Here is a 14,678-nt window from a genome sequence, read left to right on the forward strand (position 1 = left end):
CTATGTTGGTAGTTCGACAGCTGACTTTCCTGAAGCCAGTCTGGATTGCCGCAACATCACGTCGCAGCAATCAGGGGCTGTGGCTTACTATGGTTATGTTCGATATCTACGCAATTTCGCGCCCCGTCATGCCATAGTTCCGATTCCTGAATCGTTTCGCTGGACCGGTAGAAAACGACTTTATCTTAACATAGCCACTTGCCTCATCGCGCTATAGGCACTCCTACCAAAGCACATCCGCAGCACGAACGTCACGATGAAAGCCACCACAACCTTGTGCGCCGCCACCGGGAATATAGTATCAAGTAAACGCAGCGCTTTGAGCCTGTTCGACGCAACGCATGGTACCGGCTGGCGTCGAATCACTCTAAAAAGCGTTGACGTGCTAATCGATCTCCCTGCTTTCATTGACCTTCCTAGCGAATACCGCAACGCCTAGCTGTATTGCTACCGTCATACTTTCGCTCGTAAGCGTCTGCCCAGTGACGTCTTGAGTGGTTGGGTATTTGATCGATGATGGCGTCACACCGCTGGGAAGCGGCGTAATCTCAACGAGCTGTTGGTAAGTTGCAGTTCCAAGGGTAAGCGTCCGCTGAGCGCCGTCTTGAGTGCTGTAGAAAATTAATCGATGATGGCATCACCCCGCTGGGAAGCGGCGTCATCTCAAAGGGCTGCTGGTAGGTTGCAGTTCCAAGGCAAGAAATCATCAACCCGGTTCACGGGATGATCGGCGATATGCGTCAGCACGTGACGCAACCAGGCTTCGGGGTCGACACCGTTCAGCTTGGCCGTGCCGATCAACGAATAGATCGCGGCGGCGCGTTCACCACCACTGTCGGCGCCGGCGAAGAGGTAGTTGCGGCGGCCGATGGCGACGCCACGCAAGGCGCGCTCGGCAGCCGAGTTATCGATCTCGATGGCGCCGTCGTCGCAGTAGCGCAGCAGTGCCGGCCAGAGTTTGAGCGCGTACAGGATCGCCGCCGCCGTGTCGGACTTGCGAGACAACGTATCGAGCGCGGTCCGCAACCAGCGCTCCAAGTCATCGAGCAGCGGGCGCGAGCGGGCTCGTCGAACTTCTCTTCGTTCGTCGGGAGGTTTGCCCCGGATCTCGGCCTCGATCACATAAAGTTCGGCGATGCGGCGCAGCGCCTCGGTGGTCAGCGCCGTCGGTCGCGCCGCGTGCAAGTCATAGAACTTGCGGCGTGCATGCGCCCAGCAGGCCGCTTCACGGATCGTGCCATCCTCGAACAAGGCGTTGAAGCCGGCGTAAGCATCGGCTTGCAGCACGCCCTCGAATTCGGCCAAGTGCGTTTGCGGATGGATGCCCTTGCGGTCGGGCGTGTAGGCAAACCATACCGCTGGTGGTGTCGCGTCGCCGGCTGGCCGGTCGTCGCGCACATAGGTCCACAGGCGCGCAGTCTTGGTCTTGCCGTTGCCGGGCGCCAGCACCGGAATCGGGGTATCGTCGGCGTGCAGCTTCGACGCCGCCAGTACATGGCGCCGAATGGCGTCAACCAGTGGGCGCAGCAACGCGCTGGCGGCACCGACCCAGCTCGCCAGCAGGGCACGATCCAGGTCGACGCCTTCGCGGGCGTAGATGACGGCCTGGCGGTACAGCGGCAGATGATCGGCGAACTTCGCCACCAGAATGTGCGCCAGCAGACCGGGGCCGGCGATACCGCGCTCGATTGGCCGGCTCGGCGCCGGCGCCTGGACGATGGCGTCGCAGCAAGAGCATGCCAGCTTGGGGCGGACATGGCGGATCACGCGGAAGCTGGCCGGCACGAACTCCAGTTGCTCCGCCACGTCCTCGCCCAGCGGCCGCAGGCCGCCACCACAGGCCGGACAAGTATCGGCGGTCGGCGCATACACCTTCTCGTCACGCGGCAGATGCTCGGGCAATGGCCTGCGCACCGATTTCTTGCGTGGCGCCTGGTCAGCGGCCGGCATCTCGCGCGCCGCCTCGGCCTCGTCGGCCTGCAGGTCTTCCAGTTGCAGCTCGAGCTGCTCGATTTGATGGTCCAGCTTTTCCGACTTGCGGCCGAACTGCATGCGCCGCAATTTGGCGATCTGCAGCTTGAGGTGCTCGATCTCGACGGCGCGCGTGTTCAGTTGTTCGGCCATGCCGGCCAATTGCTCGTCACGCTCTTGCAGCAGGCGCTCGCTGGCTAACAGCAATGCCTTCAAGGCGTCGATATCGTTGGGCAGGTCGGCTGGGCTGAGCATGCGTCAAGTTTACGCGAGCCTTGTAACGTTTACAAGGCCGACGTCGGCTTCCAGGTGCGTTCTGGCCGTCGCCAGTCTATGCCTTCGAGCAGCATCGACAGCTGCGCCTGCGTCAGCGCCACCGAGCCGTTGGTCGCTTGCGGCCAGATGAAGCGCCCGCGCTCAAGCCGCTTGGCCAACAGACACAGGCCATCGCCGGTCCACCACAGTAACTTGATGAGGTCGCCGCGTCGCCCTCGGAACACAAACACGTGGCCGCTGAACGGATCTTCCTCCAGCGCCGTCTGCACTTTTGCAGCCAGGCCATTGAAGCCGGAGCGCATGTCGGTGATGCCAGCGGCGAGCCAGACCTTGGTGCCGGTGGGCAGGCCGATCATCGCAGCACCCGGTCCAACACCTGCGCCAATATGGCCGCATTGGGCTGCCCGTCGATCCGAACGCGAACCTCGCCCAACTCAAGCACGATAATGCCGCCAGCATCGGAGCTGGTATTGTTCGGTGCAGGCGCCGTTGGCGCTAGCATCACCGGCAACAGGCCATCGTCACGCATCAGTGCAGGTACGCCAAGGCGGCCTTGTTGATACAGCCGGCGCCAGCTGAAGACCTGGTTGGCATTGACGCCGTGCTCACGCGCTATGCGCGCGACCGAGGCGCCAGGCTCCAGAGACAACGCCACCAGGGCGCGCTTGAACTCCAATGGATGCTGGCGATAGTGGCCACGTTCATTCGTGGAAATGATCGGTTGAAAATTTGTGTCCATAATCGAAAATTGTGGGCACAAATGCTGTGCCAAAATTCGATCATGGATGACGCTGCTCAGGCAGTCCAGACGGCGCTGGGAAGACGCTTACTTCCAAGGCAAGAATTCATCAACCCGGTTGACGGGCTGATCGGCGATATGCATCAGCACGTGGTGCAACCAGACTTCGGGGGCGACACCGTTCAACTTCGCTGTGCCGATCAGCGAGTAGATCGCGGTGGCGCGTTCACCGCCGCAGTCGGCGACGGCAAACAGATAGTCGCGGAGCCCAATGGCCACGCCACGCAAAGCGCGCTCGGCCGCTGAGTTATCAATCTCGACCGCGCCGTCTTCGCAGTAGCACAGCAGCGCCGGCCGTAGTTTGAGCGCATACAAGATCGCCACCGCCGTCTCAGACTTGCGCGAGAGCGTGTCAAGCGTAGTCCGCAACCAGCTCCAGGTCAACGAGCAGTGGGCGCGAGCGGGCTTGCCGAAGCTGCCTTGGTTCATCCGGCGGCTTGCCCTGGATCTCGATCTCGATCACATAGAGCTCGGCGATCCGGCGCAGCGCCTCGGTGGTCAGCGGCGTCGCCCGCGCCGCATGCAGATCGTGGAATTTTCGCCGCGCGTGCGCCCTGCAAGCCGCTTCTCGAATCGTGCCGTCTTCGAACAAGGCGTTGAGGCTGGCGTAGGCATCGGCTTGCAGCACGCCTTTTAACTTGGCCAGGTGTGTTTGCGGATGGATGCCCTTGCGGTCGGGCGTATAGGCAAACCAGAGCGCTGGCGGCGAGGTATCGCCGGAAGGCCTGTCGTCGCGCACATTTGTCCACAAGCGCGCCGTCTTGGTTTTGCCATTGCCCGGCGCCACCACTGGAATCGGGGTATCGTCGGTATGCAGCTTCGTATATCCTGCGTAGTGGCCGCGAATTTCCTGATTCATTGCAGACCGATCATATAGAGAAAATCGATGCGCGGGAGGCTGCTACTCATTATCGTCAATCCAAGCTTTTCCCCAGCTCGCGGAATATGTGACCGCATCTTCCATATTGCTAAAGTCCCTGACCGGCGAAAGACGCCCGGCAAAAATACATTTTTGATCTTTCAAGGAAATAACGAGATGGGCTGCAAAGCGTCCACTTGGAAGCTGTAACGGTTCGCAGTTCAGCAAAAAACCCTGATACAGCAGATGATTTTGTGATGACATGACCCCTCCAGCCACATGGTACTTACAGTTGAGTATGAATAAGCAACTGCGACCAGCATCTTGGTGACACTGAACGGAAAACGGAAGGTGATGATGAATGCCTGGTCATAAGGGGGGGATGGCGCTCCTTAGTTCCCTATTGGTATTAGGCTTTCGTAGACGAAGCGCGTTTGTAATCACGGATACAGAGCTTAAGCTCATGGCCAATGCAGCTATCATCGGCGACAGGAGCTGGCCGGTGAACGGATACAGCACACCGGCGGCCAGGGGAATCCCAAGCGCGTTATAAACAAACGCAAAGCCTAGGTTTTGCCACATATTGCGCACCGTATCAACCGAAATCAAACGCGCTTGTGCTATCCCACGAAGGTCACCCTTGACCAAGGTCAGATGCGCACTATTGATTGCAACGTCCGTTCCAGTGCCCATTGCAATGCCCACGTTGGCCTTTGCCAGAGCAGGGGCGTCGTTGATACCGTCTCCGGCCATTGCGACAATCTTACCCTGCTTCTGCAGCTTCTCGACCAAGGCAAGCTTATCCTGAGGCTTGACCTCTCCATAGTACTCCTCGATACCCAACCTGGCGGCAATGGCCTTCGCGGTCGTCACGCCATCGCCAGTAGCCATAATGACATTCAGGCCGTCAACTCGCAGACCCTGCAAGGCTTCTTGGGTGCTTGCCTTGATGGGGTCAGACACCGCTATCAGACCCACCAAACGGTTCTGAGAGGCGAGGTACATGACACTCGCCCCCTCGACCCGCAGGCGCTCGGCCGCATCCGCAAGCGGCTTCCAATCAACGCCTTCAGCGTCCATAAGAGCGGTATTTCCAAGAGCGATTTTATCCCTACCCAAAACTCCGCGAACACCGATCCCGCTGGCTGACTCAAAGGCATCGGGTTTGGTCAATACCAACTTCCTCTTGTTCGCTTCGCTGACGATGGCATGTGCCAACGGGTGCTCACTGCCTTGGTCAATGCTGGCGGCAATCTGCAAGACGTCTTCTTCCTTGAACCCGGCGGAGGCCACCACGCTGTTAAAGGATGGCTTGCCTTCGGTGAGCGTTCCCGTCTTATCGACAATAAGCGTATCGACTTTTTTGAGCTCTTCGATGGCCGCAGCATCGCGGAACAAGACGCCCATGGTGGCCGCCCGTCCAGTAGCGGCCATGATCGACATTGGGGTGGCCAAGCCCAGCGCACATGGGCAAGCAATGATGAGGACAGCAACAGCATTCACGAAACCAAACACCCAGCTCGGCTCGGGACCATACATTCCCCAAACAACAAACGTAAGCATCGCTATAGCCACTACCACAACCACAAAGTAGCCGGCGACGCTGTCAGCCAGGCGCTGCATCGGAGCACGCGAGCGCTGTGCCTGGGCGACCATTTGCACGATTTGGGACAGCATCGTGTCGCTACCGATTTTCTCGGCACGCATAATAAGACTGCCGCTCGTGTTGATGGTCGCGCCAATCAAGCGGTCGCCGGCGCGCTTGGTAGCAGGTAGAGGCTCACCCGTCAGCATCGATTCGTCCAGCGAACTCTCGCCTTCGGCAACAACACCGTCGACTGGAACCTTTTCACCAGGACGGACACGTAGAGCATCGCCAACATGCACGTGCGTGAGCGGAATATCTTCCTCAGTGCCATCCTCGCGAATCCGGCGCGCGGTCTTGGGTGCTAAACCCAGCAACGACTTGATGGCGGCCGATGTTTGGGAACGTGCCCGCAACTCCAGTATCTGGCCCAAGAGGGTGAGCGATACGATGACCGCTGCGGCCTCAAAGTAGACTGCGATGCTGCCGTGAGCAGCGAACGTCGGTGGGAACAGCTGCGGCGTAAGCGTCGCGAGTACACTGTAGCCATAAGCGGCGATAACGCCGGTACCAATTAGCGTCCACATATTGGGGCTCATGCGGGCAAGTGACTGCGCCCAGCGCTCGAAGAAGGGCCAGCCCGCCCAAATCACAACGGGAGTACTCAGCGCCAACTCAATCCAATTTTGCCCGGGCAATGCTCCTTGAAAAATCATATGGCCAAACATCGCCAGCGCGAACACTACGGCCGTGAACGGAAGGGTCCACCAAAACCGATGGCGAAAATCGACCAACTCTGGGTTCTCTTCATCATCTAGAGTCGGCATGACAGGTTCGAGCGCCATACCGCAAATCGGACAGCTACCCGGTGTGGCCTGCTGAATATCGGGATGCATCGGACACGTGTATATGGATCCCTCTTGAGCTGGTGCCGCAGGCAGCACTTCGGCCTTTTTTTTGTTAAGAAACGCCTCAGGAGTGGTGTTGAACCTTGCCATGCACTTCGCACTGCAAAAATGATAGACCACCTGTTTGTACGAAATCTCTCGTTCCCTATCCGGACCTACCTTCATCCCACAGACCGGGTCAATGAACGGTTTAACTGAGCCGGGCTCACCTCGGATTGGCGAATGGCGATGCGCATGGTCTGGCGCGTGTTCGTGGTTTTCAACTTCGTTTCTGTTCATGAATCTCCCCTTCGTCAATATCTATTGGCAGAGCCCATTTGTCTATTTTGCAAACCCACGGGATCCCTTTTTATTTCTGATTCGAAGTATCCCTGCTGGAGGCGTGCCAAATTGACTCCCCATTTTTCGTTGTTGAATTGTCAGACGATAGGCCTCAATGATGATGCCCAGTCGGACTGTAAGTAACAACGCAGAAGCGCCAAGCATCTGTGTCCTTCTTAAAACCCATTTGTTCGCATGCAGGTCCATACACGTCAACACGCCGCCGAACATCCCGCTCGGCGGCGGCAGCTCGTTCCGAATCCGATGCGCAGCCCGTGATAAATATCGTGGAAAACAGCACCAAAATCGCAATTTTCGACATGATTCAGGCTCCTATAAGATTGACTATTTTCAACATCTCGAATGGCTGATAAGGCGAAATATATAAGCCCACGGACTGGCTGTTTTCTATCGCCAGCAAACACTAGTACGGCGTATTTTTAAGTAGATCTTCCATATCTTTGTAGTGTCCTCGCACCTGATTCACGTGAAATTCGTACAGTATGGCGTTCTCTGCGAACTTTGCTCGTTCAGTGTCCATCTCCACTGTATTGCCATCAATTGCTCCCTGACTTGGGATGGAATATTTCACCTCCACCGTCTTCACAGTTTTTCCCGTTCGAAGAGCGTCTTGAACGTCAATGTCTCGGGCCCGATATCCAGGGGTATCTGCATTGGCGATATTTGATGCGAGCAGCACCAGGCGATACTCGCGCAAGGCGAGCGCACGTTCGTTAATTTTGTCGTCTGCATCGGGGGCTTGAGCATCCCGTAGTTGAAAATGAGCGCGAGGCGAACCAAGCTGCGCCAATAGGCCATTTGTCGCTGACGAAGCAGTTGAGGTTGACGACGGTGCTTCGCTCACGCGTAGCGGCAGCTGACTACTCATCGAATTTTTGAATTGCACCTGGGATAGCATCTCGGAAAATTTTGCGGTGTTGAGAGTGCTTAGCGGTTGTTGTAAAGAGCCGCCTTCCTTGTTCAACGGCCCAACAGGAAGTGTTGAAAGTTCCATGATATTTCCCTTTGTGAGTGCCACCAAGGAGCGGCAGGAATTGCACAACCTGCCGGAGAACACCACTTACTTCGCGGAAACCACAACTTGCCCTTTCATACCTGCCTCAAAGTGTCCGGGCTGCAGGCAGGCGAAATCTACTTTCCCCGTCTTTCCGAACTGCCAGACGATATTTCCGGTTTTCCCTGGCAATAACGTTACTTGGTTAGGTTCCGCATGCTCCATATCCGGGAACTTCGCCATCAGCTGCGCATGCTCTTTAAGTTCACTGGCTGAACCAATTACCATTTCGTGCTTGAGCTTGCCTGAATTTTTGACTGCGAAGCGAATAACATCGCCTTCTTTTACCGATATTGACGCGGGAGTAAAACGCATGGTGTCGTTCATATCTACTGTCACCGTGCGCGTCACTTTGGCTGTGTCGCCGGCTTTGCCAATCAGCGAACTTTCTGCCTCATGGCCGCCGTGTTGATGCTCACCGTGAACAGGCGTCTTGCCGTCTTGCATAGCGGCTCCCGCCAGAGAGGACACTGCAACAAGCAAAAATGCGGTGATGGTGGTTGTCTTAAAATTTTTCATTTGAGTCTCCGATATTTGAAACTGCAGCATCTCTACATTGCAGTTGGTGGTGGTTGCGACGTAAGAACTGCGGCAGAAAACAGTGCACCAATCAACAGAATGCTTTCTATCTGAAGTGTCACTTGAACCAATCGGACGCCGCTATGTGACCGACTTGCGGCAGGCAGACCAATAAATTTGTTATAGCCTCCCAGCGCGATCGCCGCCAATACTAGAGCTATCTTTACCAACAGCGTCATGCCGTAGAAGGTATGCAATAGATGCTCCGAAGTTCCTACTCTGTGCCATGCACTAAAAGTGCCAGTGATGACGATTCCAATCACGGCGACCATCGCCGCTTGAGACATCAGGTCCAGGTATCGGTCAGCGGCGCCAATTTCAAAAGCGACAATTCGCGTTTCACTGAGTGCGAACCAGGCAGAGACCAGAACTGCGCCGGTCCACAATCCGATCGAGGAAAAGTGTATGGCCTCCGCTGCTAGAGCCGCGGTCCAAAAACCTTCTTCACCGGCATGTCCCATCGATGCACGAGTCACCGCGAATATAGTTAAGGTCAGTGCCACGACAATGTCGCTGGCCAGACTAGCACTGCCAGCCCACCGAATACTAAACAGGACAATCATGGCCAAGGTCGAGATGGAGCCCGCATGCCCATAGTCGGTGCTGGAGACCATCATCCAAAACATGGGGCAGGCCTCGCGTAGGCCAACACCGCCCATCACCGCAGTTGCGGCCAGCAGCGCAACCGCGCTACCGACCGCACTTAGTCCCGAAGCTAGTAAGTCAAGCTTGCGAAGCGCCGCCTCAGAATCGTCACGGCTAGTGCCGTTGGACTGTATCCAATAGCGCGCAAACCACGACCCAACAAGCCAGGCAAAGCCGACGTTAAGCGCAAATGCCGAACCTATCTGTAGCAACGAGACCGCATCCATTTATTTCACCGTAAATTTAAAATCACCTTTACGGCGGTGACCGTCGTGACCGGCAACGGCCCAGGTCACGGTATAGGATCCGGCGGCGAGCGCAGGGACGTCCAAGCGCAGGATTGCAGGATTGGTCGTGTCAACCTTTGCTTTTCCAGCAGTGACTTCTTTACCCTGGCCATCGGCTATGGTTATGGTACTAAAGGACTCTTCAATTTTCTCATTGAAGGTCAGCGTGATGTCCTTTGGCGCTGCCGCCAGCGTGGCGCCAGCTTCCGGATTGGAGACCTTTAGGGTGGCGTGTGCCGAGGCAAACGGACTAGCCAAAGTTGCCGCTGCCATGGCGGCGGCAACTATCAATGTGCGCAATGCTTTCATCTTCAGTTCTCCTTGTTGAAATTACTTTGCTGCTTCGATTGCAGTGACCGTGAGGGCGCCACCAACTTTGTCCGCGACGAAACGGACTTTATCTCCCTGCTTCACCTTATCGAGCATTGCCGGGTCTTGTACCTTGAACACCATCGTCATTCCCGGCATACCCAGGTTTTTCAGTTCGCCGTGTTTGATGGTGAGTTTTCCGGCTTCCCTGTCTACTTTCTTGATTTCGCCATCGCTCATTGCCGCCTGGGTGGCCGACGCGGCTGCCTGCTGTGCATAGGCGACCGAACCTACCGATGCAAACGAGAAGCCAATAACGGCTGCGAGGACTACTTTATTCAGATGATTCATGATGTTTCCTTTCAGGTTTAATAAAAAATTAGTGTCCGCCATGTCCCGACGGTTTTCGAACCGTCATCTCGACATTCGGTTTATTCATTGCCGGCATAGACTGGCCACCTGCGTTCGTGCTCCGCTCAGGCTCCGGCAGCGCGCCGGTCCACTCGTACGCCACGGTCCCAGCGGGATGCTTGTACCACGCGGGGTCCGTGTAATCGCCGCGTTTCTGGTCCTTGCGAACCTTCAACACGGTAAACATGCCGCCCATCTCAACGCCGCCGAATGGCCCTTCGCCCATCATCATCGGCAGGGTGTTCTCCGGAATCGGCATCTCCATTCCGCCCATCGATCCCCCTTTGTCGCCCATGACCATGTAGTCGGGCACAATCTTGTTAATCTTCTCGGCCACACCGCGATGGTCGACACCAATCATCGTCGGGACGTTGTGCCCCATTGCGTTCATGGTGTGATGGGACTTGTGACAGTGGAAGGCCCAGTCGCCCAAATCGGTGGCGACAAATTCAACTGCGCGCATCTGCCCCACCGCGACGTCGGTAGTGACCTCGGGCCAGCGCGATGCTGGCGGTGTCCACCCCCCATCGGTGCCGGTGACGAAGAACTCGTGCCCATGCAAATGGATTGGGTGATTCGTCATCGTTAGGTTGCCAACTCGGATGCGCACCTTGTCGCCTTGACGCACAGGCATCGAGTCGATACCTGGGAAGACCCGGCTATTGAAAGTCCACAGATTGAAGTCCAGCATCGTGTTGATTTTCGGCGTATAGCTTCCCGGCTCTACGTCATAGGCGTTCAGCAGGAAGACGAAGTCGCGGTCCACTGCGTGCAGCGACGGGTCTTTCGGGTGAGTGACCCAAAAGCCCATCATACCCATCGCCATCTGCGCCATTTCGTCGGCATGCGGGTGATACATAAACGTACCCGGACGCTTCGCAACGAACTCGTAGACAAAGGTTTTACCTGGCGCGATACCTGGCTGAGTAAGCCCCGTGACCCCATCCATGCCGTTCGGCAGTCGCTGACCATGCCAATGCACGCTTGTGTGCTCTGGCAGTTTGTTGGTCACGAATATGCGTACACGGTCGCCTTCCACCACTTCGATGGTCGGCCCTGGAGATTGTCCGTTGTAGCCCCACAGGTTCGCTTTCATCCCGGGCGCGAGTTCGCGCACCACCGGCTCCGCAACCAAGTGGAACTCTTTTACCCCGCTATTCATGCGCCAAGGCAGAGACCAGCCATTCAGCGTCACGACAGGATTAAATGGGCGACCGTTCGGTGGTGGCGGAGGAACTTGGGTATTCGCGTTGTTCATTGACATCGCTTCGGGAAGTGATGCCGCGCCAACTTTGCTTACTGCTGCGGTACTCACTGCTACCGCGCCAGCGCCCCTGAAGAAGTCTCTACGTGAAATCATGGAATATTCCTTGTGTCGGTATTGCTCCCGCCGTTGATGGCGGATTGCAGCTTGGTCTCAGCTATCCAAAAATCGCGCTGGGTTTCGATAGCCGTGTTCACACTGTTCAATTGCTCGCGTGAGTCGGCAAGCAGTTCAAATACACTGGCCAGCATGCCGTTGTAGCGCAGCAGAACTTCGTCCGAAATTTTCTTTCGAAGAGGCACGACATCGTCTCGGTAGTGACGCGCGATGTCGTAGGTGGTGCGGTACGCCGAATAGGCTTCCCGTACTTCCGACCGTGCTCGAACTGCCGTGTCAGTGGTTCGGTGTACAGACTGCATGTAGAGCGATTCAGCGCGGGCCACTTTTGCGCCACCCCAATCGAAAATCGGAAGTTCCAACGAGACCTCGTAACCGTTCTCGCGCGGGAGACCAGTCGAGCTTTTGTTTGTATAGCCAGCGTCGAAGACATTGACAAAGGCGGTCGCTTTGGTCAGTCCAAGCGCTGACGCCGTAGCCTCAGTTTCCCGTCGAGCGGCGAGAACGTCCAAACGTTGCGACAATGCCTGAGCTTCAGCATTGTTTATTTCCTGCGGTTGAGCTGGCAGTTCGGGCAAGCGGTCGGGTAAAACGAATTCTTGTTGTTTTCCCCAGAGGCCCAACAGGCGAATGAGCTGCTCCCTGCTGGCAATGGCTTCATGGCGAGTTCTTGCAAGCTGAGTCACGGCATCCTGATAGAAAGCATGCTCACGGGCCTGGTCAAGCTTGCTCCAATTGCCTACCTTGCTCATGCTTTCAGCCAGGTCTGACGAGGCCTCTGCAGCGCCACGAACTTGCTCCGCAAACGCTGCAGATTGTGCGGCGGCCACTGCTGTGAAGTATGCACGACGCGTGTCTGCTGCCAGTTGCACAGCCTGCGCAGCGGCAAGCAATTTCGCTTGCTCAAAGCGGCCTTTTTCAATTCTTGTCCGCATTGGCAGCGTCAACAATCCCGCGATGTCAAACGTGACACTACGATTGATTTCCGCGTCGCCGCCACCGCGCACTCGGCTAAAGCTGAAGCCAGGATTACGCATGCGACCAGCCTGAACGAAGTCGGCTTCCGCCACCCCCAGCTCTGCAAAAGAAGCCTTCAAAGCCGAGCTATTAAGCAGCGCAATCTGAACAGCTGATTTAACGGTCAATGGTTGACTTAAAAGCTCTTGCACCTTCGGATCATTGCTGCTGGCGTCCTTTTTAAATTGCACGGTCTGGCCAACCCTGTTTTTGGTAAGCGAGGAAACGTCGTTTAGTCCGCCGTCGGACGACAGGCTTGCGCACCCTGCAAGGAAAACCGCGCCCAGTCCTACAGCGGTGCGGCTGAGCAGTGGCGTATGTAGTCGCAACATGTCGTTACCCCTTCTTATTCATGTGGTGACCCTTGTGCGGGTCTGGAACGGGAGCCTCGGCAGGCTTGGCGGAATCCTTTGGTGTTGGCGCCATCTGCATTGACGAGCCATCGTGCGAACCATGTTCAGCCTGGTCGGACACGTCCTTATTAGCCTTAATCCACAACTTGTCCGGTGACGCCGTAGGTTCCACAGCTGGTTTGTAATTGGTGAAGGCAGATTGATATTGCGGCGGTGATACTGCGGCGTTGGCATCTGTCACAGCCGTCGATACTCGAACGGGCTCCGCGTAGATAGCCATAGGCGCGCTGACCACTGCAAGAAGCAGTAGGCGAAAGCGTTTCATGATTGTCCTCAAAAATGTACTGGCACCTGGAGACATTGCCCCCTGGCGAGGCGGATGTTAGTCCGCAACTTCAGCGATTTTTAGGAGTGACGACGAGGCGGGCGCTCGAGAGTGGCGGGGATGTAAGCAGTCATCGCAGGCTCGACTGCGACAGTGGCGAAAGTGGAGAACGTGGCCGGCAATACCTCAGACGGGATGGCCGGGGGAGCTGCTGCACCCACGCAGCAGCTTGCGCAATGGCTACATTTGCCATGTTGGGCTCCTGCGTGGTCGGATCCACCCTCGTCACAATGTCCGTGATGCGAGTCGGCGTGAGCCTCAATGGCGCTCTCGTCTCCTTGATGCGACGACGAGTGAGTTTGTTCGGAACCTGGATTGCACGACATCAAAGCAACGGCTCCCCCTTGCAACGGGAGGGCTGCTATCAGAAGCCAGAGCAGGTAACGGACGAATATGCGCATAAGACTTGAAATGGTACCTCAGACGTTCGTAGAATGCCAAGTTTGATAGGCTACACCTTCCTACTAGAGGAAGGTCAAGCGAATTCCACTAGGCCACAACATTCTTTGCATCAGCCTTGCAACAATGGGTTGCTACTGATTAAATTGCACAGTTTCAACAATTCAATAACTATTTCTGGAGACATCATGCGCCTGCCAATTTCCCTGTTCATTTTATCCGCCATCAGCGCACCTCTTTTCGCGGCCACTCCTACGGAAACCGTAGCAGAATTCCATGAGGCGCTTTCGACTGGAAAATCTGAGCAAATGGGGGCACTACTCAGTCCCGAGATTCAAATTTACGAATCCGGCTACGTCGAACGCTCCCGCGAAGAATATACAGGCCACCATCTCAAGGCCGATATCGAGTTCGCGAAGGCGACAAAAAATAAAGTGCTTAAGCAAAGCGAACGCATCGATGGCAAACTCGCGGTAGTCATGCAAGAGACAGAAACGACCGGGAAATACAAGGGCAACAGTGTTCATCTATTCGGCACAGAGACCGCACTTCTTGAAAAGCAGGGCGAAAAATGGGTCATCGTTCACATCCATTGGTCGTCCCGCAAGTCGAAGTGATTTGCAACGCTGGCGGCATACCGCCAGCGGAGCGAAACTTAGTTACGGTAGAGAGGATTCGGTGCTACGTACACGCGTACACCGTGGGTGTTCACACCTTCGGGTGCAATGGCGGAGAGCTCGAAGCGGTCGCTGTCACGCAGCGTGTCGAACTGCCAAGTGAAGGTCTTCCCCTCCAGCTCGAACGTCACGACATCCCCCTTGTCTACATTGACGGCTTTGGTCGCCGCCGAAATCACCATGGTGCGCGTAGCAGCTGGGGCTGGGGCAGCACTACCGAATGCCGGGTTGGTGTGCATCTCGCCTTGGTGAGCCATTGCAGCGAACGGGGCCAGCGAAGCTACGACGAAAATTGCTGCGATTTTGTTTTTGATGGATTGCATGATTCGGTCCTTTTCTTGGGGGCGGGTTGCTGCGTTTGTGGAATCGATGAAGCTATTCTACGGAGCCAACCCGCACACCCGAATGACCCGAACATTACATTTACATTACAGCCTTTCT

Annotated in this window: 14 protein-coding genes and 2 pseudogenes; 1 reads left to right on the forward strand and 15 read right to left on the reverse strand. The window is 56.3% G+C overall.

Going from position 1 to position 14,678, the window contains the following annotated elements; translation table 11 throughout:
- Positions 1 to 663: 663 nt before the first annotated feature.
- The 14 genes and pseudogenes from DUGA2_RS22740 to DUGA2_RS33705 form a co-directional block, all read right to left on the reverse strand.
- The gene (locus tag DUGA2_RS22740) at positions 664 to 2,226 is read right to left on the reverse strand and encodes an IS66 family transposase (RefSeq protein ID WP_070271718.1); all 1,563 of its coding nucleotides are present in this window, start codon (positions 2,224 to 2,226) and stop codon (positions 664 to 666) included.
- 29 nt (positions 2,227 to 2,255) lie between these two features.
- Positions 2,256 to 2,603, reverse strand: a complete 348-nt coding sequence (tnpB, locus tag DUGA2_RS22745; protein ID WP_070271719.1) for an IS66 family insertion sequence element accessory protein TnpB — start codon at positions 2,601 to 2,603, stop codon at positions 2,256 to 2,258.
- Between the two features lie 188 nt (positions 2,604 to 2,791).
- Positions 2,792 to 2,965 (reverse strand): annotated as a pseudogene (locus tag DUGA2_RS34570) (transposase); the annotation flags it as partial.
- A gap of 108 nt (positions 2,966 to 3,073) precedes the next feature.
- Positions 3,074 to 3,866 (reverse strand): annotated as a pseudogene (locus DUGA2_RS33695) (IS66 family transposase); the annotation flags it as partial.
- 81 nt (positions 3,867 to 3,947) lie between these two features.
- Positions 3,948 to 4,169: a hypothetical protein gene (locus tag DUGA2_RS33700; protein ID WP_141753348.1), complete on the reverse strand. Its 222-nt coding sequence runs from the start codon at positions 4,167 to 4,169 to the stop codon at positions 3,948 to 3,950.
- 105 nt (positions 4,170 to 4,274) lie between these two features.
- Positions 4,275 to 6,677 carry a heavy metal translocating P-type ATPase gene (locus tag DUGA2_RS22765; protein ID WP_141753349.1) on the reverse strand — a complete coding sequence of 801 codons (2,403 nt, stop codon included), beginning with the start codon at positions 6,675 to 6,677 and terminating at the stop codon, positions 4,275 to 4,277.
- A 466-nt stretch (positions 6,678 to 7,143) separates the two neighbouring features.
- A complete protein-coding gene (locus DUGA2_RS22770) occupies positions 7,144 to 7,734 on the reverse strand; it encodes a flagellar basal body protein (protein ID WP_229212444.1) in 591 nt (196 codons plus the stop codon).
- Positions 7,735 to 7,800: 66 nt separating this feature from the next.
- The gene (locus tag DUGA2_RS22775; protein WP_008448054.1) at positions 7,801 to 8,313 is read right to left on the reverse strand and encodes a plastocyanin/azurin family copper-binding protein; all 513 of its coding nucleotides are present in this window, start codon (positions 8,311 to 8,313) and stop codon (positions 7,801 to 7,803) included.
- A gap of 32 nt (positions 8,314 to 8,345) precedes the next feature.
- Positions 8,346 to 9,245, reverse strand: coding sequence for a copper resistance D family protein (locus DUGA2_RS22780; RefSeq protein WP_008448057.1), 900 nt, complete (start codon positions 9,243 to 9,245; stop codon positions 8,346 to 8,348).
- A complete protein-coding gene (locus DUGA2_RS22785; protein WP_008448058.1) occupies positions 9,246 to 9,614 on the reverse strand; it encodes a copper resistance protein CopC in 369 nt (122 codons plus the stop codon).
- Between the two features lie 21 nt (positions 9,615 to 9,635).
- Entirely contained in the window at positions 9,636 to 9,965 is a 330-nt protein-coding gene (locus tag DUGA2_RS22790; protein WP_008448059.1) for a copper-binding protein, read from the reverse strand.
- Between the two features lie 28 nt (positions 9,966 to 9,993).
- On the reverse strand, positions 9,994 to 11,385 hold the full coding sequence (locus DUGA2_RS22795) for a multicopper oxidase family protein (RefSeq protein WP_070271720.1): 1,392 nt from the start codon (positions 11,383 to 11,385) through the stop codon (positions 9,994 to 9,996).
- Positions 11,382 to 12,755, reverse strand: a complete 1,374-nt coding sequence (locus DUGA2_RS22800) for a TolC family protein (protein ID WP_008448063.1) — start codon at positions 12,753 to 12,755, stop codon at positions 11,382 to 11,384. The genes DUGA2_RS22795 and DUGA2_RS22800 overlap by 4 nt, the downstream gene beginning before the upstream one ends.
- Positions 12,756 to 12,759: 4 nt before the next feature.
- Positions 12,760 to 13,101 carry a hypothetical protein gene (locus tag DUGA2_RS33705; RefSeq protein ID WP_141753350.1) on the reverse strand — a complete coding sequence of 114 codons (342 nt, stop codon included), beginning with the start codon at positions 13,099 to 13,101 and terminating at the stop codon, positions 12,760 to 12,762.
- 647 nt (positions 13,102 to 13,748) lie between these two features.
- On the opposite strand from DUGA2_RS33705, the gene DUGA2_RS22805 reads away from it, so the two are divergent.
- Positions 13,749 to 14,177 (forward strand): DUF4440 domain-containing protein, encoded by a 429-nt coding sequence (locus DUGA2_RS22805; RefSeq protein WP_008448065.1) that lies wholly within the window; start codon positions 13,749 to 13,751, stop codon positions 14,175 to 14,177.
- A 38-nt stretch (positions 14,178 to 14,215) separates the two neighbouring features.
- Here the strand turns inward: DUGA2_RS22805 and DUGA2_RS22810 are convergent, their stop codons facing one another.
- The gene (locus tag DUGA2_RS22810) at positions 14,216 to 14,560 is read right to left on the reverse strand and encodes a CzcE family metal-binding protein (protein ID WP_008448067.1); all 345 of its coding nucleotides are present in this window, start codon (positions 14,558 to 14,560) and stop codon (positions 14,216 to 14,218) included.
- Between the last annotated feature and the right edge of the window lie 118 nt (positions 14,561 to 14,678).

It is taken from the genome of Duganella sp. HH101 (assembly GCF_001758795.1).
GTDB classification, from domain to species: Bacteria; Pseudomonadota; Gammaproteobacteria; order Burkholderiales; family Burkholderiaceae_D; genus Rugamonas; species Rugamonas rivuli.

What these genes read in the sequence shown, in the direction of transcription:
- DUGA2_RS33700 (WP_141753348.1), bottom strand. Translation starts at nt 4,169, where the DNA reads ATGTCATCACAAAATCATCTGCTGTATCAGGGTTTTTTGCTGAACTGC.
- DUGA2_RS22810 (WP_008448067.1), bottom strand. Translation starts at nt 14,560, where the DNA reads ATGCAATCCATCAAAAACAAAATCGCAGCAATTTTCGTCGTAGCTTCG.
- DUGA2_RS22740 (WP_070271718.1), bottom strand. Translation starts at nt 2,226, where the DNA reads ATGCTCAGCCCAGCCGACCTGCCCAACGATATCGACGCCTTGAAGGCA.
- DUGA2_RS22795 (WP_070271720.1), bottom strand. Translation starts at nt 11,385, where the DNA reads ATGATTTCACGTAGAGACTTCTTCAGGGGCGCTGGCGCGGTAGCAGTG.
- DUGA2_RS22805 (WP_008448065.1), top strand. Translation starts at nt 13,749, where the DNA reads ATGCGCCTGCCAATTTCCCTGTTCATTTTATCCGCCATCAGCGCACCT.
- DUGA2_RS22765 (WP_141753349.1), bottom strand. Translation starts at nt 6,677, where the DNA reads ATGAACAGAAACGAAGTTGAAAACCACGAACACGCGCCAGACCATGCG.
- DUGA2_RS22770 (WP_229212444.1), bottom strand. Translation starts at nt 7,734, where the DNA reads ATGGAACTTTCAACACTTCCTGTTGGGCCGTTGAACAAGGAAGGCGGC.
- tnpB (WP_070271719.1), bottom strand. Translation starts at nt 2,603, where the DNA reads ATGATCGGCCTGCCCACCGGCACCAAGGTCTGGCTCGCCGCTGGCATC.
- DUGA2_RS22775 (WP_008448054.1), bottom strand. Translation starts at nt 8,313, where the DNA reads ATGAAAAATTTTAAGACAACCACCATCACCGCATTTTTGCTTGTTGCA.
- DUGA2_RS22780 (WP_008448057.1), bottom strand. Translation starts at nt 9,245, where the DNA reads ATGGATGCGGTCTCGTTGCTACAGATAGGTTCGGCATTTGCGCTTAAC.
- DUGA2_RS22800 (WP_008448063.1), bottom strand. Translation starts at nt 12,755, where the DNA reads ATGTTGCGACTACATACGCCACTGCTCAGCCGCACCGCTGTAGGACTG.
- DUGA2_RS33705 (WP_141753350.1), bottom strand. Translation starts at nt 13,101, where the DNA reads ATGAAACGCTTTCGCCTACTGCTTCTTGCAGTGGTCAGCGCGCCTATG.
- DUGA2_RS22785 (WP_008448058.1), bottom strand. Translation starts at nt 9,614, where the DNA reads ATGAAAGCATTGCGCACATTGATAGTTGCCGCCGCCATGGCAGCGGCA.
- DUGA2_RS22790 (WP_008448059.1), bottom strand. Translation starts at nt 9,965, where the DNA reads ATGAATCATCTGAATAAAGTAGTCCTCGCAGCCGTTATTGGCTTCTCG.